The following is a 25,170-nucleotide window of genomic DNA, read 5'->3' on the forward strand; positions in this document are numbered from 1 at the left end:
AGGAAAGGACCCATTGCATGATGACCATCGGCGAATTCTCCGAGGCTACCGGGCTGACCATCAAAGCCCTGCGACACTACGACGAGGTCGACCTGCTGACCCCGGCAGAAGTGGATCCCAACACGGGCTATCGGCATTATGACACCGCCGAGGTCAAAACTGCGGCAAGCATTTCGATCCTGCGCGAAATGGGTCTATCGCTCAAATCGGTTCAACAGTATCTCAACGACAACACCGTGAGAACACATGTGCTTGAAGAACACCGAAACACGGTCTTGGCGGAACGGCAGCGACAAGACCTGCTGTGGGACGAGGGCATAATGATTCTCGACGAGTACCTCAAAGACTATGAGATAGGCCAGCGCACCGCCCAAGCAATGTCCTGGGTCGGTCATGTCATGCCCACAGACCAGCCGCGACCAGATGACGACGCCGAAGTCCTAGGCTTTCAAGAATTCCTCAAAACCCTGCCACAGTACGATATCAACGTCACCGGCCACACCTGGACTGAATTTCGAACCGATCAGGCCTCAGGCGCCTCGGTGATGTGCCAAGCAGTTGGGCTCACACACGCCGTGCCCACCGTGGTTCCCCACCCGGAATACATTGTCACCGGGACACTGCAGCCCCGAATCGAAAAATACGTTCGCATGAACCCGCTGGTCGCCATGAGTCCCGAACTGTCGGCACCACATCCGGCCGCAGTAGCAATCTTCCATGAAGCTCGTGAGGACGACGTCTTGGGAATCCGTCAGGTCCGAGTACCCGACAGTGACCTGAACAGCATGGAATTGGTCATTGACCTACCAATTCCTTCGACAACCCGTTAGGGTGGCGCACCTGCCGGATTGATAGTTACCAGCTAGTAACAGTACGCTGGGTAACGACCAGAAAGGTAGGCTATGACCGCTGCACAGACCCTTGCCGAAGTCCAACACGTCTACCGAACCGGACGAACCCGCAACGTCGAATGGCGCTTAGGCCAGCTCTCCGCGCTACAACAACTGCTGGAAGACCACGCCGACGCCATCGAAACAGCTCTGCAAACCGACCTTGGCAAGAACGGTTTCGAGTCCTGGGTATCTGAAATCGGTCAGGTCCTCCACGAAATCAAAGCACTGCGCAAACAGGTCGCCTCCTGGGCCAAGCCGCAACGCGTCCGTACACCGATTGCCCTCTGGCCCGCGTCATCAAAGATTCAACACGAACCCCGCGGCACCGTGCTGGTCATCTCCCCGTGGAACTATCCCATCCTGCTCAGTCTGTCCCCACTGGCCGGGGCGGTGGCCGCCGGCAACGCGGTGGTAATGAAACCCTCCGAGATCGCCACCGCGGTCGAAACCCTCCTGGCCGAACTCATACCGCAATACCTCGATCCACATGCCGTTCGCGTCGTGACCGGCGGCCCCGACGTCGTCAACCAGATACTCAACACCGGCCCAGACTACGTGTTTTTCACCGGCTCCCCACGCGTGGGATCCATCATCGCCCAGGCCTGCGCAGAACAGCATATTGATTACACGCTCGAGCTTGGTGGCCAGTCGCCGGTCTATGTGCACGACGACGCCAATATTCGCACTACCGCGACCCGATTAGTCTGGGGCAAATTTTTCAACGCCGGGCAGACCTGCGTGGCGCCCAACCACATCTATGTGCATCAAGCGATCGCCGAGAAATTCCAAGCCGCCGTGCTTGCTGAGCTCGCTCAGCAATTCGGCCCAAATCCCCAGACTCATCCAGACTATCCACGCATGATCACCCCCGATCACACCGCCAGCCTCGCCGAACTGCTGGCAGCATCTACCGGCACAACGCTGCACGGCGGGACCATTGACGCCGAACAACGCTTCATCGAACCGACCATCATCACCGATATCGCTGAAGACGACGCCTTGATGTCGCGAGAACTCTTCGGCCCGGTCCTACCCATCATCCAGGTCACCGGAATCGACGACGCCGTGCACCGCATCAACCAACGAGCCCACCCACTGGCGGCATACGTCTTCACAGAGTCCAACGCCATCAAAGATTCCTTTTGCGATCATGTCGTCGCCGGAGCCATCGGCATCAACATTCCGGTCATGCACGTCGCCAACCCACACCTACCTTTCGGTGGGGTAGGAGCATCAGGTCGCGGCCAATACCACGGCCGGTGGTCACTAGAAACGTTCACCCACCACCGCGCGGTCTTAGACAAACCCACGAGCTGTGACACGATCAAACTGCTGACACAACCGGTACCAGGCTGGGCCAATCGACTGGTCCGACGTTTCTTCTCGGCCGGCAAGAATCCACCCGCCGACAAACGAGCCGCGCAGTACTACCGCACCCGGCCCCCGGAATAGCCTTCGCCATGGACACCAGCTTTCAACTATTACCAACCGGAGAGCCACTGGTTGGCCAACAACATCGCAGGCTCGATGCCGCCAGTCACGACTTAGACGCCCCACTCGCCGTGCTGGATCTGCACGCACTATCAGCAAATGCGCACAACCTGTTGCACCGTGCCCAGGGCAAACCCGTGCGTATTGCGTCCAAATCCATTCGCTCGGTTGAAGTCCTCAACGCCCTGCTGGCCCTTGAAGGGTTTGCCGGCGTCTTGGCTTTCACCCTGGATGAAGCCATCATGCTCGTGCACATGGGCGTTACCGACGACGTCGTCGTGGCATATCCGACGGTGGCCCCCAATGCGTTGGCGAACCTGATCAGTTCCACCCAACTCCTGTCGGCCATCACCCTGATGATTGATCACCCCGATCAACTTCGAGCCATCCAACATGCAGGCACACCCGTGGCACCGGTCCGAGTATGCCTGGACCTTGATACGTCGCTTAGGCTTGGGCCGATCCATATCGGTGCGCGTCGATCACCGATCCACCGGGTCTCCCAAGCACGAGCCGCAGCCGAATATGTCACCGCCTCCGAGCAATTTCGCCTCGTGGGCCTGATGGGGTACGAAGCACAAATCGCCGGGGTAACCGATACCAATCCGATCATGAGGTCACTAAAACGCCTCTCCATGCAAGAGCTCGGCGCTCGCAGACCCAACGTGGTGGCTGCCGTGCAAGCAGTGCTTGCGGCACGAGGACTCCCGGAGCTGGAATTTATCAACGGCGGAGGTACCGGGTCATTGGACTTCACGACAACCGATGACTCCGTCACCGAACTTGCCGCAGGCTCCGGACTGTATGGCCCGCACCTTTTTGATCACTATGCCAGGTTCTCACCACATCCGGCAGCCTTCTTCGGGTTGGACGCCGTACGGATGCCTTCTGCGGATATGGTAACCGTGCACGGCGGAGGCTGGATCGCCTCCGGTGCACCCGGTGCCGACCGACTGCCACAACCTGTCTATCCACCAGGCCTGCGGTATACCACCACAGAGGGCGCCGGCGAGGTTCAAACGCCGCTGAAGGCCCGCGGTGATACGCCGCGTATCGGACAGCGGGTGTGGTTTCGACACACCAAAGCCGGTGAGTTAGCCGAACACGTCAATCATTTTCAGATCCTTACCAATCAGACCATCACCGCCCGCGTGACTACATATCGGGGTGATGGCTACGCATTTCTCTAAGGCGGGCAATCAACTATGGCTCACACCTGGTCCAACTGGTCCAAGACGATCAGCTCAACACCAACTGACGTGGCCACTCCCTGGACCATCGAGGCCCTCGAAACCACCGTCGATGAGGCGATAGCCCAGTGTCGGCGCCTTAAAGCGGTGGGTTCTGGACATTCCTTTACCAGTATCGCTGCCGCGAACGACATCCAGTTGGACCTGAGCAATTACACCGGGATTGTGACCTTCGACCAGCACGCAGGACGCGTGACCCTGCGGTCTGGGACCCGCCTGTGGCAGATAGCCCAGCTCTTGGCCGGCAGCGGGTGGGCCATGGAAAATCTGGGAGATATCAACCAGCAGTCCATTGCCGGGGCCATTTCCACCGGCACCCACGGCACGGGGGTACGATTCGGCGCCTTAGCCTCACAGGTCATAGGACTTGAGTTCATCACTGGCACCGGGCAACGTCTCACGGTGTCTGAAGACCAAGACCCCGAGGTACTGGATGCACTTCGGGTCAGTCTGGGCGCATTTGGCATTGTCACCACGGTGACTCTGCAACTCGTACCCGAATATGATCTACGAACGGTGGAAGCCCCAGCACCCCTGGATGAGGTCCTGGACAATTGGCAAGCATTCAACGACCAGCACGATCACTTCGAAGTCTTCTGGTTTGGACACGATCAGAATGTTCAGACCAAAAGTTCGCAGCGACTCCCGGTCCAAGACCGCAGCCCATCGCCGTTGCAGCGCGCCCAAAACTGGGTCACCGACGAGCTGGTGTCAAACGGTGGTCTGGCGCTGATCAGTCAGCTGGGCCGGCGCTACCGTCGCTTGCTGCCTGCACTCAACCGGTACGCGACCCGAGCGTGGGGCAGCTCCGACGTGACAGCCCACTGGTCGTCCGCGTTCGCTACACCACGTCGAGTCCGATTCAACGAGATGGAATATGCGCTACCATTTGAGACCATTCCAGACGTCGTGCGCGAACTGCGAGCACTGTTCTGTCGCAAGAACCTGGGCAGCACATTTCCGTTAGAGATTCGATCAGCAGCACCAGACACGGCGTGGTTAGCCACCAATCACAGTCAACCCACCGGCTATATCGCGGTGCATCAATATTTTCAACAGGACTTCCGAGAGTATTTCGCCCAGATTGAGCCGATCCTACGTGCTGCCGGCGGGCGACCCCACTGGGGCAAACTCCATACGTTAGCTGCCGCAGACTTCCCCGCGCTGTACCCGAAATGGCAACAGATGCTGGACCTTCGCGAACAATATGATCCCCAGCGCATCTTCGCTAATTCATATGTGACTCGAGTCTTAGGTGCTTAAACCTGATGCGGGGTGCACACCGGAACCGGTGTGCACCCCGCTGATTCAACAACCAATGTCGTCAGAGTACCTTGGACAGAAAGTCCTTGAGCCGGTCTGATGTCGGGTTGCTAAAGATCTGCTCTGGCGGACCGTATTCTTGGATCACGCCGGCATCGATGAAGGCCACTCGGTCAGCGACTTCCCGGGCGAAGCCCATTTCGTGTGTCACCAACACCATGGTCATGCCCTCATCGGCAAGACTACGAATAACACCCAGCACTTCACCGACCATTTCGGGGTCCAGTGCCGAGGTCGCTTCATCAAAGAGCATGATCTCAGGATTCATCGCCAGAGCCCGGGCGATGGCCACACGCTGTTTCTGCCCACCCGATAGGGAGGCTGGTCGTGCGTCAGCTTTTTCTTCGAGACCAACACGGCGCAGTAATTCCAGGGCTTCTGTGCGTGCTCGGTCCTGAGAATACTTTTTGACCTGAGTCGGCGCCAAAGTAATGTTTTCCGCCACGGTCATGTTGGGGAACAAATTGAAGTGCTGGAACACCATGCCAACGTGTTTACGGACTTCATTGAGGTCCACCTTTTCGTCGGACAGGTTGAAGCCACCCAGCCAAATATTGCCCGAGGTAATGGACTCCAAGCCGTTGATGCAGCGAAGCAGGGTAGATTTTCCGGAACCGGATGGACCAATGACACACACAACTTCACCGGTTTTGACGTTGGCGTTGACCCCGCGCAGTACCTCATGGTCACCGAATGATTTGCGGAGGTCCTCGATACGAATGACGTTGGTCTCGTCATCGGAGACCAGTGGAATTGTGGAAGTTTTTGGATTCGCCATTAATTATTCACCCTTCTATCCACAAAGTTTGCCAGAGCGGTCAGCAACCAGACCGCCACGAAGTAAATGGCCGCGACAATCAGCAAGACTTCGGTGGTACGGAAGTTCGCTGCATAGATTTGTTGGGCCTGGTACAGCAACTCGCCAAAACCAATGGCCAGCAGCAATGAGGAGTCCTTGAGCATGATGACCAACTGGTTGATCAGCGATGGTGTCATCATCTTGAACGCCTGTGGGAGGACGACCTTGCGCATCGCCTGACCTTGTGTCAGTGCCAGGGACCGGGCCGCTTCGGTTTGTCCCGGATCGACCGATTGCACCGAACCGCGGACGATTTCAGCGATGTACGCCGCCCCGTTGAGTGACAAGGTCAACGCACCAGCGACCCAGATGGAGATTGGGACGCTGATCAGCTGTGGCAAACCGAAATAAAAGAAGAACGCCCAGACCAGAATTGGCGTGCCACGGAAGACGGCGATAAATGCTGTGGCAATTCCGCGCAGCACAATATTCGACGAGATTTTCATGAAACCAAACATCAAACCCAGTGCCATGGCAATGGCAAATGAGATGCCGGTGATGAGCAAAGTGTTGCGCAGCCCCACCATCAATGCTGGCATCGAGGTTGCTAGCAACCCGAAGAAGGTTGACGGATCCGGGCCGGATTCACCACCGATGTAATGATCAAGAATCTCTTGGTATTCACCGGATTCCTGCAGGTTGGCCAGACCCTCATTAAACATTGCTAACAGCTCTTGGTTCTGGTCCTTATTCACCAGAAAACCGTAGTCACCGGTTGGCTCGGGCTCAGATACCAGCTCCAGACCTGACCCTTGTTGGATCCCGTAGGCAATAATTGGCAGGTCATCAACAAGCGCGATATCGTGTCCCGACTTGACCGATTCCACCATCGTGGTGGTTTGATCAAGCGCATTGATCTCGAAATCGTAGCCCTGTTGCATCTCGCGCGCCCACTCTTCGGAAAGTGAGCCGGTCTTGACCGCCACGGATTCGCCCTCAAGGTCTTCCCAGCCAGAAATGCCTGAGCCCTCAAGAGCGGCGATAGTCAATTCACCGGTGAAATATGGTTCTGAGAAGTCATAGACTTGTTGACGTTCTTCCGTGATCCCTGCACCGGCAATCACTCCGTCCACCTGATTGGCGGTCAACGCCTGCAGAGCCGCATTGAACCCCATAGACCGAAATTCAACACGGAAGCCCTGATCCTCGGCGATAGCCTTCATCAGGTCGATATCGATCCCCACCAGCTCGCCGGCAGGGTCGCGAAATTCAAACGGCGCAAATGTTGTGTCTGTGCCGATGACATACAGTTCGCCTTCTGGATCGCCGCCTTCAGCATCGGGTGCAGTGTCTGCTAGCGCAGACGGCACCAACAAGAAGCTGAAGAGTACCACGAGCCCGGCGAAGACCCATGACAAAAAGGTCTTGTTTTGCCTCATCTCATCACTCCAATTAGCTAGTCAACCATGAAATCAAAGCTAATCCGAGCACGATACAGTTGTACAACCTTCGTCGGCGCTAAGTTGCCGAAGTACGCGACGAATCTCCGATATCAAGCTGTTATGGGTAATATAGGAGAATCTTCGTACTGTCACAGGAGAAGGGGCGCGACGGAATATGCGCATCGACGACGATTTTCAGCGCTGGATGCAACACCACCATCAGACTCGGGCTCTTCCATGACAGATCTACACAGCAAGCACGGTGTGCCACATCGAGTGAGCACTGATGTCAGTAATCATGGGGTGAGTATTTCTCAACGAGAGCAACCAGACCATTTGCCCATGCGAGCTGTCGATCCAGCTCGGCCGATGCAAGACTCATGCATCGTCTCGGCTGCACTGCAAGCGCGAAATGCATACACTCAGCCAGATGCGCCAAACGTATTGCAGCCATTAAGTAGCGTGCATCACGAACGCCATGGCGATCGCATGATAAACCTCGGGCACGCAATGTATCAATGCAAGATGTCTAGAACATCGTGCTTTACCCTGGTAAGAACACTTCCTAGGCACACCCTCCGGAATCACGCATTTTGTGGTCCGGTGTCTGTGCTCAGTGAGTATGGCGACGACTTAGGCGGTAGCTTCCCGCTTGTTCGATAAGATCTATAACTGAATCATCCCGATCCCGCACCGGGTGGTTCGCCGGTCACACAGAATTGGTAACAATGTCACAATTATTTGGTACTGACGGTGTTCGAGGCATAGCCAACGAAAAAATTACCGTCGAACTCGCAATTGAACTCGCCCAAGCTGGGGCAGTCGTCCTCGGATTCGAGAACTCCAACGGAGCACGCCCCAAAGCTGTGGTAGCCAGAGATCCGCGTATTTCCTCGGAATTTATCACCGCCGCCGTGTCAGCAGGTCTCGCATCATCCGGTGTCGACGTCTACGACGCCGGTGTCATGCCAACCCCAGCAGCCGCCTATCTGGTTGACGATATCAACGCTGATTTTGGTGTGATGATCTCTGCATCACACAACCCAGCCCCAGACAACGGCATCAAATTCCTAGCCCGTGGTGGCGATAAACTCACCGACGCACAAGAAGCCCGCATTGAAGCGCAACTGGGCCAACCGCCATTGCGCCCCATCGGTGCCGAAGTCGGCCGTGTGCGCAGATTCTCCGATGCAGAAGATCGCTATGTCATCCATCTGCTGAAATCGCTGCCGAACCGACTGGACGGGATCAAGGTCGTCATCGACGCCGCCCACGGGGCGGGTTCTGCCGTGGCACCGCAGGTCTTTGCAGACGCTGGCGCCGAGGTCGCCCTGATCGGGGCCGACCCTGATGGTCTAAACATTAACCAAAATTACGGCTCCACCCACATGGAGAACCTGCAGGCTGCAGTACTTGAACACGGTGCCGATCTTGGAGTCGCGTTGGACGGGGACGCTGACCGGTTCTTAGCCGTTGATCACAGCGGCACCATCGTCGACGGCGACCAGATCATGGCGATCATGGCACTGGCGCTCAAAGAACAAGGCAAGCTCAAAGACGACACCTTGGTTGTCACGGTCATGAGTAACCTCGGGCTGAAACTGGCAATGCAAGCACACGGGATCAATGTCGTAGAAACCAAAGTCGGGGACCGCTACGTCCTAGAGGCCATGCACGCCAAAGACTACTCGCTGGGTGGCGAGCAGTCTGGCCATATTATCTTCTCTGAATGGGCCACTACCGGTGACGGGATTTTGACCGGCCTGCACCTTGCCGCGCGTTTGAAAGAAACCAATAAGACCCTGGCTGAGGTATCAGAAGTGATGACGCGACTGCCACAGGTGTTGATCAACGTCAAAGACGTCGACAAAGATGGGGTCGGCAATAATGGCATTGTTGCCGAGGCGGTTGCCAAAGTCGAGACCCAACTTGGCGAAACGGGACGCGTACTGCTGCGCCCATCGGGTACCGAACCAGTGGTCCGCGTCATGGTCGAAGCCGCTGACAAGGACACCGCAGAATCCCAGGCCCAACTGCTGGCGAGCGTGGTGTCAGAAAACCTATCGCTGTGAGTTCACCTGACGAGCGCCCCACCGAGGAAGAGTTGCGCGAAGCCGAAGGATACTTCCGTCGCGACGTCGATGAGTTCCATCGGGAAGCCAACGTGCTTGCGGGGCACGACCCGCAGGATGTCTCAGCAGACCCGCCAGAAAACCTGACAGCTCGACGGCTCATAGTCTTTGGCATCTTAGTATTAGCTGGAGTGGTTGCCGCAGCGTTAGCCATGGGCCTGATGGCTATTCCAGTCTGTGAGAATCCACCGTATAACTGGATGCCGTGCATCCCGAATCTCTAGTTGAAGACACGCCAGCCGTCCGATGACCTACCGGACGGCTGACGTGTCTTTTCTGGTGTGAGAAGTTTTAGACGCGTGGACGATTTGCCAAAGCATCGCGAATTTCACGCAGCAACGCAATCTCTTCTGGAGTTACTTCTTCGTCTTCTTCCTCGCGCTTACGCATTGCGATGAGCTTATTCATCGGGGTAACAATGGCAAAGTAAACAGCTGCCGCAACTAACAAGAAGTTTACGATCGCGGTCAACAGCACCCCGAACGCGATTTCGTTGCCGTTGAGGGTGATCTTGGCGAAATCATCGAAATTCGGCGAACCGACGAGCGCGGAGATCAGCGGCATCAAGACTGAGTCCGTCAGAGCGGTCACGACCTGTGTGAAGGCGGCACCAATGATTACAGCAACGGCAAGGTCCATGACATTGCCCTGCGCTAAGAAGTCTCTAAATCCCTTGAGCATGATTCACAGTATAAGGTCAGACCTATCATCAGAGTATGAGATATGCCTCATGATGGTTCTACTCTTGGTAATCCGGCGCTGGATCTAATTCAAATTCGCGTTCTGCAACGCCAGAATGCTCGACAATATGCTGTGCATATTGTTCACCGAAGTAGCGCAAATGCCATGGTTCGTAGGAAAAACCCGTGTATTCGTGCTCGTCTTCGGGGTAGCGAATGACAAACCCAAACTCATGAGCCCGCTCAACCAACCACTGACCGGCTGGGGTTTCACCAAAGCTTTGTTTCAGGGTGTGCTGACCGCCCGGGGTATCAACATCAAGTGCTAATCCCGTTTGATGCTCGGAAAATCCTGGTCGAGCAGACATCTCATTGGTGTTCGTCGTGCCGTATTGGCGAACGTAGTTGTCATACAGCTCGGTCTGGTAGTCATACGATCGATACGCTGAGATGACTGTCAGGTTGATGCCATCCTGTTGGGCAGCTTCAAACATCGCTTGCGTTGCCTCTGCAGCTACTTCGCGCAGCATGGGAGCACCTGCACCGAACTGGGCGGGTAGCTCCACCAGATCCGTCGGTTCATAGTCAGCAGGCAGGGGACGCAGTTTATTGACGATAACCGTCATCGAATCCGGGGATTCCAGGTCCTGTGGGATATGCGATGTATCCTGTGTATCCTCATCCGTTGAGGCGGGTGCAGTTGACTCGGGCAGCGCTACTTCAATTTTTGGTAGAGCAGGTGTGCTCTTGGCCGGGGAGGGTTTGCTGCTCGTGCTTGAGCGCTCCTCGTCTGCCGTCACCGGGGTGAGTGTGACCTCATCGATCTGCCGGGGGACAGGCTCTGATGACTGTGGCGATGAAAGCGTCGTCGTCGAGGAGGTCGACGACTCGGTGGCGATGGACTGTTCGCGATCATGTGCAACCGGCAGGTTCATGTCCTCGTCACGGCTTGACGCCACTGGATATGTCTCTGGTTTTAGCGGTGAAAATTCTTGCACCGGGCGTCCCATGGTCTCAGCAACCACGGGCGGGGAGACAAAAATACTTGCTCCAAGGCAGGCCAAGGTGACCGCTGCAGCGGTAACAGTCACAGTGGTGCTACGGGGCATGCTTAGATTTTCCTCATAAGGACGCGTCTGACATAGTGGTCTGCGTTCTTGGTCAATACTAGTTTAGCTCTGCCCCGAGTGGGTAAGACGTTTTGAATCAGGTTCGGTCCGTTGATCCGATCCCAAATACCGGTGGCAGTTTTAATGGCTTCCGTATCGGTCAGAGCCGCATAGCGGTGGAAGTAGGAATCTGGGTTGGCAAAGGCGCCCGAACGGAGTTTCATGAATCGCTTGACGTACCAGCTGCGGACCGCTTCGTGCGGGGCATCGACATAGATGGAGTAGTCGAAAAAGTCAGATACCGATAGACCAGAGGTGCCATCGGAACGTGGCCGCGGTGGGGCCAACACGTTGAGCCCTTCGACAATCAAGACATCTGGACGACGCACCACAATCTGTTGATTGGGCACAATGTCGTAGGTCAGGTGAGAATACATCGGTGCACGCACTTCCGGAACGCCAGCTTTGACATCGGAGACGAAACGTAGCAAACGGCGGCGGTCGAATGACTCGGGGAACCCTTTGCGCTCCATCAAACCCCGCCGACGGAGCTCGGCATTGGGATAGAGGAAACCATCTGTGGTCACTAACTCCACCCGTGGGGTGTTGGGCCAGCGACGCAACATTTCCTGCAGCACGCGGGCAATCGTAGACTTGCCCACCGCCACTGAGCCGGCAACCCCAATGACAAATGGGGTGCGACGCGTGGTCTCACCGAGAAATTTATTGGAAGCTTCGCGGAGTTTGGCCGAGGCTTCGACGTAGATGCTTAGCAGGCGGGACAGCGGGAGATAGACCTCAGCGACTTCGGTCAGCGACAGTTGATCTCCCAGTCCCCGAAGTCTCTCGACATCAGACTGGTCGAAAGGTTGTTCTAGCTCGTGGGCTAGTCTTGACCACGTAGCACGGTCAAGTTCAATAAACGGCGAGTACGACTGCTGTGGCTCGACCGGCGGTGAACCCACAAAATTGATGGGCTCAGTTACCGGACTCACCGGGGTATTCGGTGAATCGGGGGCCCCTGCAGGAGAGCTGGTCGCATCACGAATGTGGAAATTCACCTCATCATTATGGCTCATCAGGCCCGATAGAAGACAATTATTCATATCCAGCTTAGCTACCGGCAAGGGTAATTAACAGAGTTTGGAATAAGGAGATCGGTGAAACAGCCACAAGAGCAGCCGGCCACGCCTACGCGCAACAGCGGATATATCCAAGCATTCTTGGCATATCTCTTATGGGGCGTGCTCCCGATCGTGTTCGCCTATTACATGACAGCCCATCCCGTTGACCTACTGGCATGGCGCGTAGTTTTGGCACTTGGCGTCACCCTAGTTGCTATCTCGTGTATGCGTGGGGCCTGGAAGCGTTTGGGCACCGCGATGAAGACCCGACGTGATCATTTGCTGCTCATCTTGGCCGGACACCTCATCGTGATCAACTGGGCCATGTATATTTATGCGGTGGCAACGAACCGCGTGCTGGAGGCCTCGTTAGGCTATTTCATCAACCCGGTGGTCACCATCGTACTGGGGGTTGTGATTCTCAAAGAACGGTTGCGAGCCTTACAGTGGGCAGCGGTGATCGTGTCATTCATCGCTGTGATTATATTGACCGTGGAATATGGCCGCTTGCCGTGGATTTCCCTGACGCTGGCGTTCTCATTTGCGTTTTATAGCCTGGTCAAAAATAAAACCGGGCCGTCGGTAGATTCACTCACCGGGCTCACCGTCGAAACCCTATGGTTATCGGTGCCCTCAACCGTGTGGCTGATCCTGGCCTCAATGGGACTACTGGGTACCGCCGGAGGCATTGGTGTATTTGAAACATTCGATACCGTGCAAAGTGTCACCCTGCCGGTCGTGGGATTAGTCACCGTTATCCCGCTGGTGTTATTTGCCGCAGCTGCGGCTCGCTTGCCGCTATCTACGGTGGGCATGTTCCAATACATTGCACCCATCGCGCAATTTCTCTTCGGGTATTTCGTCTTCCATGAGGCCATGTCAACGGGCCGTTGGATCGGGTTCATTTTGGTCTGGGTAGCCGTGATTATTCTCATTGCAGATGTCCTACGACAAATACGACAGAATCCGAAGTTACGAATCACAACATCGCAAACTGCCCGAGAAGAACCGGTAGACTACACATCATGATCATTGGCATAGGTGTGGACATGGTTGACATTGCGCGCTTTGAGCGACAGCTGGAACGGACTCCGAAACTTCGTGAGCGTCTGTTTACTCCAGCTGAACGCGAATTGAGCCTGCAGTCTCTGGCGGCTCGATTTGCTGCCAAAGAGGCCGTTGCCAAAGCCCTGTCCGCTCCCGCCGGTATGAACTGGCAACACTGTCAAATCGGTCGCGAAGCATCCGGTGTGCCCTACGTTGTAGTCACCGGCACCGTTGCCGACATCGCCGAAGCCAAAGGCGTCCGACGCTGGCATCTGTCCTTGTCCCACGACGGCGGTTGGGCCACCGCCATGGTTGTTGCCGAGGGCTAATGCGCCGCTGCTATACCGGAGCTCAGATACGCGCGGCCGAGAAGCCGCGACTGGAAGCCGGTGACGGTCCGGTCCTGATGCGTCGCGCCGCATGGGGCCTCGCACACCACACCTTTCAACTGCTTGCAACCCGCGCCCAAACGTACGGCAGCCGAGTCATCGGGCTGATCGGAAAAGGCAATAACGGTGGCGATACCCTGTGGGCGCTCAGTTTTCTCGCCAAACGCGGCATCGCCATTGCCGCCATCCCCATCAATACGACCCCAACTGATCTACATCCGGAAGGCCTTGCCGCATTTCGCCGTGCCGGTGGTCGCATCGTCGATAAGATTCCTACCGATACTGCCGCGGTAATCGACGGGGTATTAGGTACCGGATTTTCCGGCAGCTTTGATCTGCCCGGTTACCTGGCGACGAATCATCTCAGTATTCCGGCAACAGCCGCAGTCATCGCCTGTGACATTCCATCTGGCGTCCTGGCCGATACCGGCGACATCCCGGGGGCAGCGCTAGCAGCTGATCTCACTGTGACCTTTGCCGGCCCCAAGGTGGGACTGTTTGCTGAAGCTGGAAGTCAACACAGCGGCACGATTCGCGTCGTCGACATCGGGATCAACGACCAACTGGCAGCCATTGATCACCCGTGGTGGATTGCAGAAATCCCCGACGTTGCGAAAAGCTATGGGACACCTGCCTGGGATGTGCATAAATATTCGCGCGGGGTGCTGGGTGTGGTGGCCGGATCGGCAGAATATCCTGGCGCGGCCGTGCTGGTGGTCAATGCTGCAGCCGCGACCGGGGTCGGGTACATCAGCCTGGTGGCTGAACCGCCCCGCGGCAAAACGGTTGCCGATAAAGTTATCAGCGCCAACCCGCAGGCTGTAGTTGCAGACCAACTTACGGATAAAGCAACTGCCGTTGTGATTGGGCCCGGACTCGGGGAGACGATGCGCGCCAAAGATGCCACCGGTGCGGCACTCCAGGCAGCACTACGGCTACAGATTCCAGTCTTAGTCGATGCCTCTGGGCTCGACGTGCTGCAAGCCGAGGTATTTGAGCTAGGATTTGCGGCGTTGGTGCTGACCCCACACGTAGGTGAGATGCGGCGTCTGACACAACGCCTGGCACCGGATCTTGCCGAGCATTCCGTCGTCGACCAGGCTGCAGAATTCGCGCGACGCTTTGACACCTGGATCGTGCTGAAATCAGCCACCACATATGTGTTTGGTCCGCATGGCATCCGCAGTGTGCATCCGGGGCGCACCCCAGAACTGGCCACCGCAGGAACCGGCGACACATTGTCCGGAATACTGGGGGCCGGGCTGTCGCGACTGCGGCCCGAAGACCACGACTTTATGCAACGTCTCTTTCACACACTCAGTGCCGGAGTGCGACTACACTCAATGGCCGGTGAACTGGCAGCCCGCGACGGCGGCGTCGTGGTGAGCACGCTGGAACATTACATTCGTCAAGCAAAACGGCAAGATCTGGAATAATAAACGTCACTATGGCTACATGTTGGACTTCAGAACCGGAACGCTGGGTGACCATCGATCACTCGGCGTTGGCGCATAATATTCACACCATCGCCCAGTGGGTCAAGCCTGCCCAGGTGATGGCCGTGGTCAAAGCCGACGGCTACGGCCACGGTGCGGTAGAAGTCGCCCAAACTGCGATAGCCGCCGGTGCCACCTGGCTGGGCACCGCCCACATCACCGAGGCCCTGAAACTGCGCGAAGCCGGTATCACCGCGCCCCTGTTGGCCTGGTTGCACACGATCAAAACACCATTTCATGCGGCCATCGAACACAACATCGACATTGGGGTCTCAGGCCCAGAACTTGAAGCTGTGGCCCAAGCCGCGCGCAATGCCGATCTGCCGGCTCGCGTTCACCTGAAAATTGACACCGGCCTATCCCGCAACGGAGCGGTACCCGAAATCTGGGATGACCTGTGCAAGCGCGCCTCCGAACTCCAACAAGCAGGCATCCTGCGGGTCGTGGGCGTCTTTACCCACTTTGCCAACGCCGATGACCCAGACGGCGACGCCGATGTTGATGCCCAACTGAGCCTCTACCACGAGTCCGTAGAAACCGCGCGCAAGCACGGTCTGACCGTGGATGTGCGACACGTGGCCAACTCACCGGCCCTGCTGTCACGCCCCGATACCCACCTGGATATGGTCCGGGCCGGGGTGGCCATCTACGGGCTGAGCCCATTTCCCGATCGCACCGCCGAAGATCTCGGGCTGCGCCCGGTCATGAGCTTTGGTACCACCGTAGCCAATAACAAACCCGCCGATGTGGGCACCGGGGTGTCCTACGGTTATGCCTACCGCTGCGAACTGCCCACCCGACTGGCACTGATACCCGCCGGCTATGCCGACGGTGTGCCGCGCACCGCCGTCGGGGCACCGGTATGGATCGAGGGCAAGTTCTACCGTGTTGCCGGCACGATCGCCATGGACCAATTCGTCGTCGATCTGCAAACCGATCGCAATGACGTAACCACCGCACCCGTTGGTGCTGAAGTCGAACTGTTTGGCGAAAAATCTGGGATCTCCTCGGACGCCTGGGCTATCGCGGCCGGCACCATTAACTACGAACTCGTCACTCGCATTGGTTGCCGGGTGCCCCGAGTGCACAAACAGTGGGTGTAATGGTGCACCAGGAAATAGAACTTGCCAACCTTATGGACACCCAACGTCTCGCCGTTGCCGTTGGTCAACAGCTGCGTGCCGGCGACGTCATTATTTTGACCGGCGAACTCGGCGCCGGCAAAACCACCTTCACCCAGTCACTGGCCAGGGCGCTGGGCATTACCGCCCCCATCACCTCGCCAACCTTTGTCCTGGCCCGTCACCACAATCATCCCGACGACGGCCTGAACCTCGTCCACGTCGACGCCTACCGCATCACCGTTGCCGACGAACTCGCCAGCCTCGATTTGGAATCTTGGCTGGCAGACTCCGTGGTCGTCGTGGAATGGGGCCGCGGCACCGCCGAAGCCCTGACTGATGCCTACCTGGACATTGAACTCATTCGCCGTGGTGCGACCTCCGACGAACTGATCACCGATTTTTCGGACGACGACGTCGAAGAACCCCGCACGGCGATCATCACCGGGCACGGGCAACGTTGGGAAGGAATCCAGTTGACATGAGCCAAATATTTTTAGCGCTCGACACCTCCGCCACCGCCTCGGCGGCCATCCTGCGCGACGACCAGATCGTGGCACACCGGGCCACCGATTCCCAACGCAACCACTCAGAAGTCCTAGCCGGATTCATCACCGAGGTACTCACCGACGCCGGACTCGACCCAACGGCACCACAGGGTCTGGCTGGCATTTTTGTTGGTGTCGGCCCCGGCCCCTTTACCGGCCTGCGCGCAGGCATCGTCACCGCCCAAACCCTGGCCCACACCTGGGACATCCCGGCCCACGGAGTCCTCAGCCTCGATGGGCTGGCCCACCGGGTGGCCCCCGAAGCTTTCCGCAGCGGGGTCGAAGAGTTCATTGTCGCCACCGATGCCCGCCGCAAAGAGGTCTACTGGGCCCACTACGACAACATCGGCGGCCAATCCCAGCGCCTCCACGGCCCCTTTGTCACCGACCCATCCGAGGTCACCGAACTGCCCGTCTACGGCGCCGGCGCAGGCCTATATCCACAACACCTCTACGGCATGACCAACTCCACCGACGCCGTACCGGATGCCGCCGATATCGCAGCCTACGGCGCTCTGGCGCTTCGTCGCGGATGGGGACTGTTGCCGGTGGAACCGCAGTACTTGCGCGGCCACGACGCCCAGATCCCAAAGCAATTGCGTCAATGAACTCGCCAGCACCACTGCAATTGCCACCCGGCTACACCCAGCGCACCTGGACGGCTGCGGATCTCACCGAGATCACCCAACTAGATGCCCTAATCTTTGGCCCGGACGCCTGGTCCTACCAACTCTTCGAAGCCGAATACCAAGCATCCATCGCCGCCAACCCACACAGTTTCTACCAGGCCATCACCCATAACCAAGACCTTGTCGGTTTCGCCGGGGTCATGTTTGGCCCCCCATTTGCTGACATCACCACCATCGGCATCCACCCCGACCACACCGGCAAAAAACTCGGCGCAGCCCTGCTCATCTGGTGTATCCGCACCGCCTGGACGCTGGGCGCCAAAGACATGCTGTTAGAGGTTCGGGCAGACAACCACACCGCCCAACGGCTTTATGCCGACAACGGATTCACCCATATCCACACCAGACCCAAGTATTATCCTGGCGGAATAGACGCCTGGATCATGCGCAAACACCTGCGCGAACCACAAACATCCAGCAGGACCAAGGAGTAACATGACATCCCCGATCGTGATAGGGATCGAAACCTCGTGCGATGAAACCGGCATCGGCATCGTATCCGGGACCACCCTGCTGGCTCACCAGGTCGCATCATCCATGGACGAACACGTGGCCTTCGGCGGTGTCATCCCCGAAATCGCCGCCCGCGCACACGTCACCGAATTTTTACCCGTGCTGGATGCCGCCTTAGCCGAAGCCAACATCACCCTCGACGACGTCGATGCCATCGCCGTCACCGCCGGCCCCGGACTCGCCGGGGCCCTGATGGTCGGAGTCGCCGGTGCTAAAGCCCTGGCAGTAGCCACCGGCAAACCGCTCTATGGCATCAACCACCTCATCGCCCACATTGGCGTGGGTTTTCTCGACGACGTCGGCGCTGACCTCCACAACGTCAACCAACTCGGTGCGCTGTTGGTATCCGGTGGGCACACCGAAATGTTGAAGATCAACTCGCTCACCTCCGACGTTGAACTCTTGGGCTCCACAATCGACGACGCGGCAGGGGAAGCCTACGATAAAGTCGCCAGACTGATCGGCGCCGGATACCCCGGTGGCCCGGTGATCGACAAGATGGCACGCCAGGGCAATCCCACGGCCTTCAAATTCCCACGTGGGCTAACTGCCCCCAAGTTCATGGGTAACGCCGAGGAACCGGGCAAAGATCGTTACAACTGGTCATTTTCCGGCCTCAAGACCGCTGTGTCTCGTGCCGTGGAACAATTTGAACTACGCGACATGAACGTTCCGGCAAACGATATCGCTGCATCCTTCCAGGAGGCGGTGGCTGACGTCATCACGCATAAGGCAGTTTTGGCAGCAACCGAACACGGCATCGACCACATTCTGCTGGGCGGGGGAGTGGCGGCAAACTCTCGATTGCGAGCCTTGCTGACAGAACGCACTGAGGCCGCTGGTATTGGCTTGACCATTCCACCGATCAATCTGTGCACGGATAATGGTGCGATGGTTGCCGCACTGGGCGCGCAACTTGTCGCGGATGCAGTCGAGCCATCGCCCATGAATTTTTCAGCTGATCCGACCCAATCGGTCAACCTGGTCAGCGTCTAAACCACACACCAGCTGCACGGCTGCGAACGCGGACAACGGGTCTACCAGTTGCGGATCGAACCTACGGTCTCCGTGGCAGACCTCAACACCAGTTCGGTCAGCTGCTGCTGAGACAGCCTCTGGCCGAACTTCGACTGCGTCTGAACGCGCTGTTGGGCTGCGGAATTATCGGCACGCAACATGTCTTCGACCCATTGCAGCTCCTTTGCACATCCCAGTTGATCGGCGATGGGTTCAAGGCGGTTTAACACCAGTTCCAGGTGATCGGTCACCAACATCTCTGTGCCTGCCGCATCGATAATGGCGATGGTTTCTAGACCATAGCGGGCCGCGCGCCACTTATTTTCCTGCACATACCAAGGTGGCAAAATATCGACGTGTTCCAGCGCTTCGACGTCACCGCCGACAACTTCGTGCACCAAACATTGGGTCAGCGCGGTAATCGCTCCCACCTGCTGCAGGGTGGACACTCCATCGCATACCCGCTGTTCAATGGTGCCGTATCGGGGCACCGGACGGATATCCCATCGGATCTCGGTGACGTCATCAATGACCCCGACGGTGGATAAGTGGTCGACGACGTTTTCATAGTCGGCCCAGTCATAGAACTGAAACGGCAAACCGCTGGTAGGTAACTGCTGGAACAGCAACGTGCGCTGTGAGGCATAGCCGGTGTCGTAACCAACCCAGTAGGGGCTAGAAGCACTCAGCGCCAGCATATGTGGATAGTACTGAATCAGATAATTGAGTGCTGGCATCGCTTTATTAATGTGGTCCAGCCCGATGTGAGCATGCACCCCATAGATCAGCATTTGCTGACCCCAGTACTGGGTGCGGTCCAGCAGCTTCCGGTAGCGATACCCAGATGAGACTCGTTCTTGGAACGGGTTGGCAAAAGGGTGCGTGCCTTGTGAAAATAGGGTCAGCTCGTCATCTGCGATCAAATCAAGAATATGTTGTCCCGCGGTGGCCAGCTGGTCTAGTCCCTCTCCAACGTTTTGGCACACGCCGGTGACCAATTCCAACGTGTTGAGCATAAACTCGCCAACAATCTGGAATGGCGCATCCGAAGGAACATTAAGATTTGCCAGAATGTCATCGCTAACATTGCGTAACTGGCCGGTGGCACTATCCACAAGCCCAAGCTCCCATTCGATCCCAACGGTCGACTGGGCAGACTTTGCAAATTCCAAGCGCACCTTGAAGCCTCTCTACTTTATCTTTCCACCAATCGTACCGGGCACCATGCCATGACAGTGCTGTCGGATGTCGTGAGTCTGCCGCATATTTCCTGATAACTCCCTGATGGTCATTTACGAAACGTTAGAGCATCTATTTCGGGCCGGACGCGATATACGCACGCGTAATATTGCAGCGGAAAATCCGTCGCAAATCATCGGCCAACAACGAACGTTACCCAATTGTGTCGAGCGCTAGGTCACACGGGCAGAAGGCTGATGGCGCGGCTATCTCTCGCTGATATCCATAAAGTCAACTAGATAGCCTTGTCTGAGAGGCATTGGTTGCATTTTGGTGCAACTTGCGGGACGGGGTGCTTGAGTGTGATTTGAATAACGGCAGTTCACCTTGCGCTAATTGATGCAGGCTGCCTAAACTGATCAATTGTTAGCTTAGGCGTGCCTAAGTGCACAAGAGTGCTAATCTGTTATTTTACTCTGTCATTTGGAGACTGAACGTGAAAAATTTTGGACTGACACGTTATCGTGTAGCCGCCCTGCTTGCGGTTGGCGCCCTCGGCCTTTCCGCCTGCGGCACCGCAAACTCAGACGACACTGCGGAAGCTGAAAGCAACGGTGGCGACGCTGCAACTGTTGAAGTAACCGACATGGCCGGTACCGCCCTTACTGTTCCAACAGAACCCCAGTCGGTTATTGCCACCGATAACCGCGTATTCCGTACCTTGGCAGAGTGGGACATCGATCTGTCCGCTGCTCCAGTTGACCTGATGGCAACTGACCAACCCGTTCTGGAAAAATACACGCAGAACGAAGACATTCTCAACATCGGCAACCACCGTGAACCAAACATGGAACTGGTCACCGCGGCCCAGCCTGATCTTGTAATCAACGGCCAGCGATTCAGCCAGCACGGCGAAGCCATCGCCGAGGCCATTGATGAAGGTGTCCCAATTGTCGACACCGACATTGACACCGAATCCGGGGCTATCGACCAAGAGTTCCGTGACCAGATCACTCTGCTCGGTGAAGTCTTCGGACACCAAGATGACGCCGAAACCCTGATCGCTGATTTCGACGAAGCACTCGACCGTGCCAAAGAAGCCTATGACTCGGAAGTCACTGTGACCGGACTCGTCACCTCGGGTGGCGACATCAACTACGCGGCCCCAACCACGGGTCGCGCGATCGGCCCACTGTATGACATCCTTGAACTGACCCCAGCGCTTGATGACGAAGGTTCAACCGACCACCAGGGTGACGACATCTCGGTTGAAGCCATCGCCTCGGCTAACCCAGACTTCTTGATTGTTATGGACCGCGACGCTGCCGTAGGTGACGGTACTTCCGCTGGCGCCAAGGAACTCATTGAAGAATCTGAAGCACTGCAGGATGTACCTGCGGTAGCAAACGATAATATCTACTACATGCCAGCTGACTTCTATGTGGCTGAGGACATCCAGAACTACACCACTGTCCTCAACGAGCTGGCTGATAAGTGGTCGGAATAGTATAAAAGGCTCTGCGTGACGAAACTTTCCCAAACTCGCCCCACCGGGGTCGTGCCATCGATCGACGTATCGAAAAAACCAGGAATTTGGTCACGCACATGGCCGTTGCTGATCGGGCTGATGGTCACCATCAGCCTGGTCATCGCTTCACTATTTATCGGGGTTTATGATCTGAGCTCTGAGGGCGGACGCGAGATGTTCTTTATTACTCGCGTCCCCCGCACGCTTGCCTTGATTCTGTCCGGGGCATCCATGGCGGTCGTCGGACTGATTATGCAGCTGATGACCCAAAACCGGTTCGTGGAACCCTCCACCACCGGCACCATCGAATGGGCCGGACTGGGGCTCATTCTCACCTATATCTTCATTCCGCAGCCATCGCTGTTGCTGCGCATGGTCATCGCGATAGTTTTTGCCCTGGTCGGCACCTTAATCTTCTTCGCCTTCTTACAGCGCGTGGCCCTGAAGTCATCGCTGGTCGTGCCCATCGTGGGGCTCATGCTAGGCGCCGTCGTCGGGTCGGTGTCAACCTTTGTTGCCCTGCAGACCGATATGCTGCAAAACCTCGGCATCTGGTTTGCCGGTTCCTTTACCGGAGTGACCCGAGGACGATACGAGCTGCTGTGGATCGTGGCAATCACCACGATCCTTGTGTACTTTATTGCCGATCGCTTCACTGTTGCCGGACTGGGCGAGGAAATCGCCACCTCCGTGGGATTGAACTATCGCACTGTGATGATCGTAGGTATTTCGATCATCGCCGTCACCACCGGCGTCGTCTCTGTGGTTGTCGGCTCACTGCCATTCTTAGGATTAGTCGTTCCCAACATCGTGTCGATGTTTCGAGGGGATAACCTACGGACTAACCTGCCCTGGGTCGTAATGGTGGGCATCGTGGTGATTACCCTGACCGATATCATTGGCCGAACGATCATCATGCCCTTTGAGATCCCCGTGTCGATGATTCTGGGAGTACTGGGTGCTACCGTGTTCGTCTACCTCATCGTCAGAAGGGGGCGCCGTGGCTAGCACAACCGCCATATCCGTTGAACGCACATCAAACTTCGTCAACCCCAAACACCACCGCCGGTGGCTGTTCTCGCTCATCGGCTTGATCATCGCCGCCATCGGGCTGACCATCGCCACAATCGTTTACGGCAACCCCATGCCATTTGGCAGTGAAGGGTTCTGGAAGATCGCCGAATCCCGTGTGGTCTCGGTTGTGGTCATCGCCGTGGTAGCGCTAGCCCATTCATTTGCAACTGTTGCGTTTCACACGGTCACGGCAAACCGCATTGTCACCCCTTCGATCCTTGGGTTCGAGGCACTCTATGGCCTGATCAATACGGCCGCAGTGTTCTTTATGGGCGCCATCGGTGCAACACTGACCCGCGGGATTGTCTCGTACTTCTTCCAGGTCGTGGTGATGGTCGCCTTTGCCACGTTGCTCTACACCTGGCTCCTGGGATCAAAATTCACCAACGTACACACCATGCTGCTGGTCGGGGTGGTGATGGGAGCCGGGCTGGCATCGCTGACCACATTTATGCAGCGTATGCTCGACCCCAACGAATTCGACATCCTCACCGCGCGCCTGATGGGCAACATCTCCAATGCCAGCACCGAATACTTACCGTATGCGGTGCCCATCGTCGTCATAGTGGGCATTTGGTTGTGGCTCAATTCTCGCCGCCTGGACACCCTGTCCTTGGGCTCGGCAGTTTCAACAAACCTGGGCTTGACGCACCGCACCGAGTTGATCAAAGTGCTCATCGCGGTGTCCATCCTCATGGCCATGACCACCTCGCTGGTGGGCCCCATGACCTTCCTGGGCTTTTTGGTCGCCACCATGGCGTATTCGATTGCCGACACCTACAGCCATAAAGCAGTCTTTCCGCTGGCGTTTCTGCTGGGATATGTTCTGCTGACTGGCGCATATTTTGTCTTGCGGCATATTTTTTACGCCCAGGGTGCGGTGACCATCATCGTCGAGTTGATCGGTGGACTAGTATTTCTTATCGTCATCATGCGGAAGGGGCGGCTATGATTACCCTGGAAAACGTCACGAAAACCTATGCGGGCGAAACCACTATCGGACCCATCAACGTGGAGATCCCATCCGGTGGCATCACCTCGCTGGTTGGCCCCAACGGCGCAGGCAAATCAACCGTGCTGACCATGATGGGTCGCCTCCTGACTCCCGATGCCGGACGCATCACTGTGGGCGGTTTGGATGTGGCCAAAGCGAAATCCAACGACGTCGCCAAAAAACTGGCCATCCTGCGTCAGGAAAACCACTTCGTCACTCGACTCACCGTCCGTCAGCTGATCGGCTTTGGACGCTACCCGCATTCGCGTGGGCGCCTCACGGTTGAAGACGAACGCCACATCAATGAGGCCTTAGATTTCTTAAACCTTCGGGCGTTGCAGGACCGGTATTTGGATGAACTCTCCGGTGGACAGCGACAGCGGGCTTATGTCGCCATGGTGCTGGCACAGGATACTGAATATGTGTTCTTGGACGAACCGCTGAACAACCTGGACATGAGCCACTCGGTACAGATGATGCGCCAGTTGCGCGCTGCAGCCGATGATCTGGGCCGCACCGTAATTGTGGTGATGCACGACATTAACTTCGCGTCGCGGTACTCAGACAATATTCTGGCCATGAATGACGGCCAGGTGACGCATTTCGACACGTGCGCAGACACCATGAAGTCCTCGGTTCTGACCGAAATTTTCGGTACCTCGGTGCGTATTATCGACGACGTCGACGGGCCGCTTGCCGTCTACTTCTAACCCCACGCCTGACATGCATCAGGTGCCTAGCGCTCCGGTGTCATCGCATCCTGAATCATGGCAATAACGTCGTCTTTGGCATCGGCGTAGTCATTAACATAGCGCCACGTACGCCGCGCTAGCCCCTGCTTAGCTGCAGCATAGCGTTCACGGTCTGCCGGATGACGGCGTAGGTGATCACGAAACCGGAGCATGCGGGTCATCTCAGAGGCGCCTGCCGTGAACACGTGCAGGTTCACGGCAGGGTGTTGGCGTGTGAGTACTCGATGCTCAAACCAGTCCGGTTCGCGAATCCGCAAGGTATAACCGATGTCCTCCAATGCTGGCACATAGCTGGTTTCATCGGCTGAATCGTGCACCGCAAGCACGATATCGATAATCGGTTTTGCCATGAGCCCCGGCACCGCTGTCGACCCAACATGTTCCACCGCGACTGCCGTATCGCCCAGCGATTCCAGCACACGCTGTTGTTCTGTTGCAAAGATGGCCGGCCACGTTGGGTCATAGTCGACCAGTAACACGGTCTCGTTGTGGGGTGTCAGCGGCCCCACGCTCACCTCTGACAGTGCATCTTCATCGTCGGGATCAGGGCTTCTTGCAGCACGTGGTGTCATGGAATCAA

Annotated in this window: 25 protein-coding genes; 18 read left to right on the forward strand and 7 right to left on the reverse strand. The window is 56.9% G+C overall.

All coding sequences use genetic code 11. The features are described from left to right. The first annotated feature begins 17 nt into the window (after nucleotides 1-17). From A6F49_RS13065 to A6F49_RS13080, 4 genes are all read left to right on the forward strand, one after another. A complete protein-coding gene (locus A6F49_RS13065) occupies nucleotides 18-830 on the forward strand; it encodes a MerR family transcriptional regulator (protein ID WP_052505004.1) in 813 nt (270 codons plus the stop codon). 72 nt (nucleotides 831-902) lie between these two features. After that, nucleotides 903-2,345 carry an aldehyde dehydrogenase family protein gene (locus A6F49_RS13070; protein WP_052505003.1) on the forward strand — a complete coding sequence of 481 codons (1,443 nt, stop codon included), beginning with the start codon at nucleotides 903-905 and terminating at the stop codon, nucleotides 2,343-2,345. Nucleotides 2,346-2,353: 8 nt separating this feature from the next. Beyond that, nucleotides 2,354-3,574, forward strand: coding sequence for an alanine racemase (locus A6F49_RS13075; RefSeq protein ID WP_043058717.1), 1,221 nt, complete (start codon nucleotides 2,354-2,356; stop codon nucleotides 3,572-3,574). Between the two features lie 15 nt (nucleotides 3,575-3,589). Next, nucleotides 3,590-4,897, forward strand: coding sequence for a D-arabinono-1,4-lactone oxidase (locus A6F49_RS13080; RefSeq protein WP_043058716.1), 1,308 nt, complete (start codon nucleotides 3,590-3,592; stop codon nucleotides 4,895-4,897). A 61-nt stretch (nucleotides 4,898-4,958) separates the two neighbouring features. Here A6F49_RS13080 and A6F49_RS13085 read toward each other — a convergent pair whose 3' ends face one another. Both A6F49_RS13085 and A6F49_RS13090 read right to left on the reverse strand, forming a co-directional pair. Further along, nucleotides 4,959-5,735: an amino acid ABC transporter ATP-binding protein gene (locus A6F49_RS13085; RefSeq protein ID WP_043058715.1), complete on the reverse strand. Its 777-nt coding sequence runs from the start codon at nucleotides 5,733-5,735 to the stop codon at nucleotides 4,959-4,961. Then, nucleotides 5,735-7,195, reverse strand: coding sequence for an ABC transporter substrate-binding protein/permease (locus A6F49_RS13090; protein WP_043058714.1), 1,461 nt, complete (start codon nucleotides 7,193-7,195; stop codon nucleotides 5,735-5,737). Before A6F49_RS13090 ends, A6F49_RS13085 begins: the two co-directional genes overlap by 1 nt. A gap of 731 nt (nucleotides 7,196-7,926) precedes the next feature. On the opposite strand from A6F49_RS13090, the gene glmM reads away from it, so the two are divergent. Together glmM and A6F49_RS13100 are read left to right on the forward strand one after the other, a co-directional pair. Beyond that, the gene (glmM, locus tag A6F49_RS13095; RefSeq protein ID WP_043058713.1) at nucleotides 7,927-9,270 is read left to right on the forward strand and encodes a phosphoglucosamine mutase; all 1,344 of its coding nucleotides are present in this window, start codon (nucleotides 7,927-7,929) and stop codon (nucleotides 9,268-9,270) included. Next, nucleotides 9,267-9,554, forward strand: coding sequence for a hypothetical protein (locus tag A6F49_RS13100; protein ID WP_043058712.1), 288 nt, complete (start codon nucleotides 9,267-9,269; stop codon nucleotides 9,552-9,554). Before glmM ends, A6F49_RS13100 begins: the two co-directional genes overlap by 4 nt. A gap of 67 nt (nucleotides 9,555-9,621) precedes the next feature. Here the strand turns inward: A6F49_RS13100 and mscL are convergent, their stop codons facing one another. The 3 genes from mscL to coaA are packed head-to-tail and all read right to left on the reverse strand — an operon-like array spanning nucleotide 9,622 to nucleotide 12,225. Next, complete coding sequence (gene mscL / locus A6F49_RS13105; RefSeq protein ID WP_043058711.1) at nucleotides 9,622-10,011, reverse strand: large conductance mechanosensitive channel protein MscL; 390 nt, start codon at nucleotides 10,009-10,011, stop codon at nucleotides 9,622-9,624. Between the two features lie 58 nt (nucleotides 10,012-10,069). Then, on the reverse strand, nucleotides 10,070-11,119 hold the full coding sequence (locus tag A6F49_RS13110) for a M15 family metallopeptidase (protein WP_052505002.1): 1,050 nt from the start codon (nucleotides 11,117-11,119) through the stop codon (nucleotides 10,070-10,072). Between the two features lie 2 nt (nucleotides 11,120-11,121). Continuing rightward, complete coding sequence (gene coaA / locus A6F49_RS13115) at nucleotides 11,122-12,225, reverse strand: type I pantothenate kinase (protein WP_235604993.1); 1,104 nt, start codon at nucleotides 12,223-12,225, stop codon at nucleotides 11,122-11,124. A gap of 54 nt (nucleotides 12,226-12,279) precedes the next feature. On the opposite strand from coaA, the gene rarD reads away from it, so the two are divergent. The 8 genes from rarD to tsaD are packed head-to-tail and all read left to right on the forward strand — an operon-like array spanning nucleotide 12,280 to nucleotide 19,042. Continuing rightward, a complete protein-coding gene (rarD, locus tag A6F49_RS13120; RefSeq protein ID WP_043058710.1) occupies nucleotides 12,280-13,272 on the forward strand; it encodes an EamA family transporter RarD in 993 nt (330 codons plus the stop codon). Next, complete coding sequence (locus A6F49_RS13125; RefSeq protein WP_043058709.1) at nucleotides 13,269-13,619, forward strand: holo-ACP synthase; 351 nt, start codon at nucleotides 13,269-13,271, stop codon at nucleotides 13,617-13,619. Before rarD ends, A6F49_RS13125 begins: the two co-directional genes overlap by 4 nt. Further along, nucleotides 13,619-15,115, forward strand: coding sequence for a bifunctional ADP-dependent NAD(P)H-hydrate dehydratase/NAD(P)H-hydrate epimerase (locus A6F49_RS13130; RefSeq protein WP_043058708.1), 1,497 nt, complete (start codon nucleotides 13,619-13,621; stop codon nucleotides 15,113-15,115). The genes A6F49_RS13125 and A6F49_RS13130 overlap by 1 nt, the downstream gene beginning before the upstream one ends. Before the next feature lie 11 nt (nucleotides 15,116-15,126). Then, nucleotides 15,127-16,278, forward strand: a complete 1,152-nt coding sequence (alr, locus tag A6F49_RS13135; RefSeq protein WP_043058707.1) for an alanine racemase — start codon at nucleotides 15,127-15,129, stop codon at nucleotides 16,276-16,278. Beyond that, on the forward strand, nucleotides 16,278-16,781 hold the full coding sequence (gene tsaE / locus A6F49_RS13140; RefSeq protein WP_043058706.1) for a tRNA (adenosine(37)-N6)-threonylcarbamoyltransferase complex ATPase subunit type 1 TsaE: 504 nt from the start codon (nucleotides 16,278-16,280) through the stop codon (nucleotides 16,779-16,781). Before alr ends, tsaE begins: the two co-directional genes overlap by 1 nt. Further along, nucleotides 16,778-17,452, forward strand: coding sequence for a tRNA (adenosine(37)-N6)-threonylcarbamoyltransferase complex dimerization subunit type 1 TsaB (tsaB, locus tag A6F49_RS13145; protein ID WP_043058705.1), 675 nt, complete (start codon nucleotides 16,778-16,780; stop codon nucleotides 17,450-17,452). The genes tsaE and tsaB overlap by 4 nt, the downstream gene beginning before the upstream one ends. Continuing rightward, a complete protein-coding gene (locus A6F49_RS13150) occupies nucleotides 17,449-17,967 on the forward strand; it encodes a GNAT family N-acetyltransferase (protein ID WP_043058704.1) in 519 nt (172 codons plus the stop codon). The genes tsaB and A6F49_RS13150 overlap by 4 nt, the downstream gene beginning before the upstream one ends. 1 nt (nucleotide 17,968) lies before the next feature. Next, nucleotides 17,969-19,042, forward strand: a complete 1,074-nt coding sequence (gene tsaD / locus A6F49_RS13155; protein ID WP_043058703.1) for a tRNA (adenosine(37)-N6)-threonylcarbamoyltransferase complex transferase subunit TsaD — start codon at nucleotides 17,969-17,971, stop codon at nucleotides 19,040-19,042. A gap of 41 nt (nucleotides 19,043-19,083) precedes the next feature. On the opposite strand, the gene A6F49_RS13160 is transcribed toward tsaD, so the two are convergent. Next, nucleotides 19,084-20,241 carry a glutamate--cysteine ligase gene (locus A6F49_RS13160; RefSeq protein ID WP_043058702.1) on the reverse strand — a complete coding sequence of 386 codons (1,158 nt, stop codon included), beginning with the start codon at nucleotides 20,239-20,241 and terminating at the stop codon, nucleotides 19,084-19,086. A gap of 497 nt (nucleotides 20,242-20,738) precedes the next feature. On the opposite strand from A6F49_RS13160, the gene A6F49_RS13165 reads away from it, so the two are divergent. The 4 genes from A6F49_RS13165 to A6F49_RS13180 are packed head-to-tail and all read left to right on the forward strand — an operon-like array spanning nucleotide 20,739 to nucleotide 24,548. After that, nucleotides 20,739-21,749 (forward strand): siderophore ABC transporter substrate-binding protein, encoded by a 1,011-nt coding sequence (locus tag A6F49_RS13165; protein ID WP_235604994.1) that lies wholly within the window; start codon nucleotides 20,739-20,741, stop codon nucleotides 21,747-21,749. Nucleotides 21,750-21,800: 51 nt separating this feature from the next. Further along, nucleotides 21,801-22,778 (forward strand): ABC transporter permease, encoded by a 978-nt coding sequence (locus A6F49_RS13170; RefSeq protein WP_043058934.1) that lies wholly within the window; start codon nucleotides 21,801-21,803, stop codon nucleotides 22,776-22,778. Continuing rightward, the gene (locus A6F49_RS13175; RefSeq protein ID WP_052505001.1) at nucleotides 22,771-23,796 is read left to right on the forward strand and encodes an iron chelate uptake ABC transporter family permease subunit; all 1,026 of its coding nucleotides are present in this window, start codon (nucleotides 22,771-22,773) and stop codon (nucleotides 23,794-23,796) included. Before A6F49_RS13170 ends, A6F49_RS13175 begins: the two co-directional genes overlap by 8 nt. Further along, nucleotides 23,793-24,548, forward strand: a complete 756-nt coding sequence (locus A6F49_RS13180; protein ID WP_043058701.1) for an iron ABC transporter ATP-binding protein — start codon at nucleotides 23,793-23,795, stop codon at nucleotides 24,546-24,548. Before A6F49_RS13175 ends, A6F49_RS13180 begins: the two co-directional genes overlap by 4 nt. Nucleotides 24,549-24,574: 26 nt before the next feature. Here the strand turns inward: A6F49_RS13180 and A6F49_RS13185 are convergent, their stop codons facing one another. Next, a complete protein-coding gene (locus A6F49_RS13185) occupies nucleotides 24,575-25,162 on the reverse strand; it encodes a GrpB family protein (RefSeq protein WP_043058700.1) in 588 nt (195 codons plus the stop codon). Nucleotides 25,163-25,170: the final 8 nt, after the last annotated feature.

This window comes from Enteractinococcus helveticum, assembly GCF_001657475.1.
Taxonomy (GTDB): domain Bacteria; phylum Actinomycetota; class Actinomycetes; order Actinomycetales; family Micrococcaceae; genus Yaniella; species Yaniella helvetica.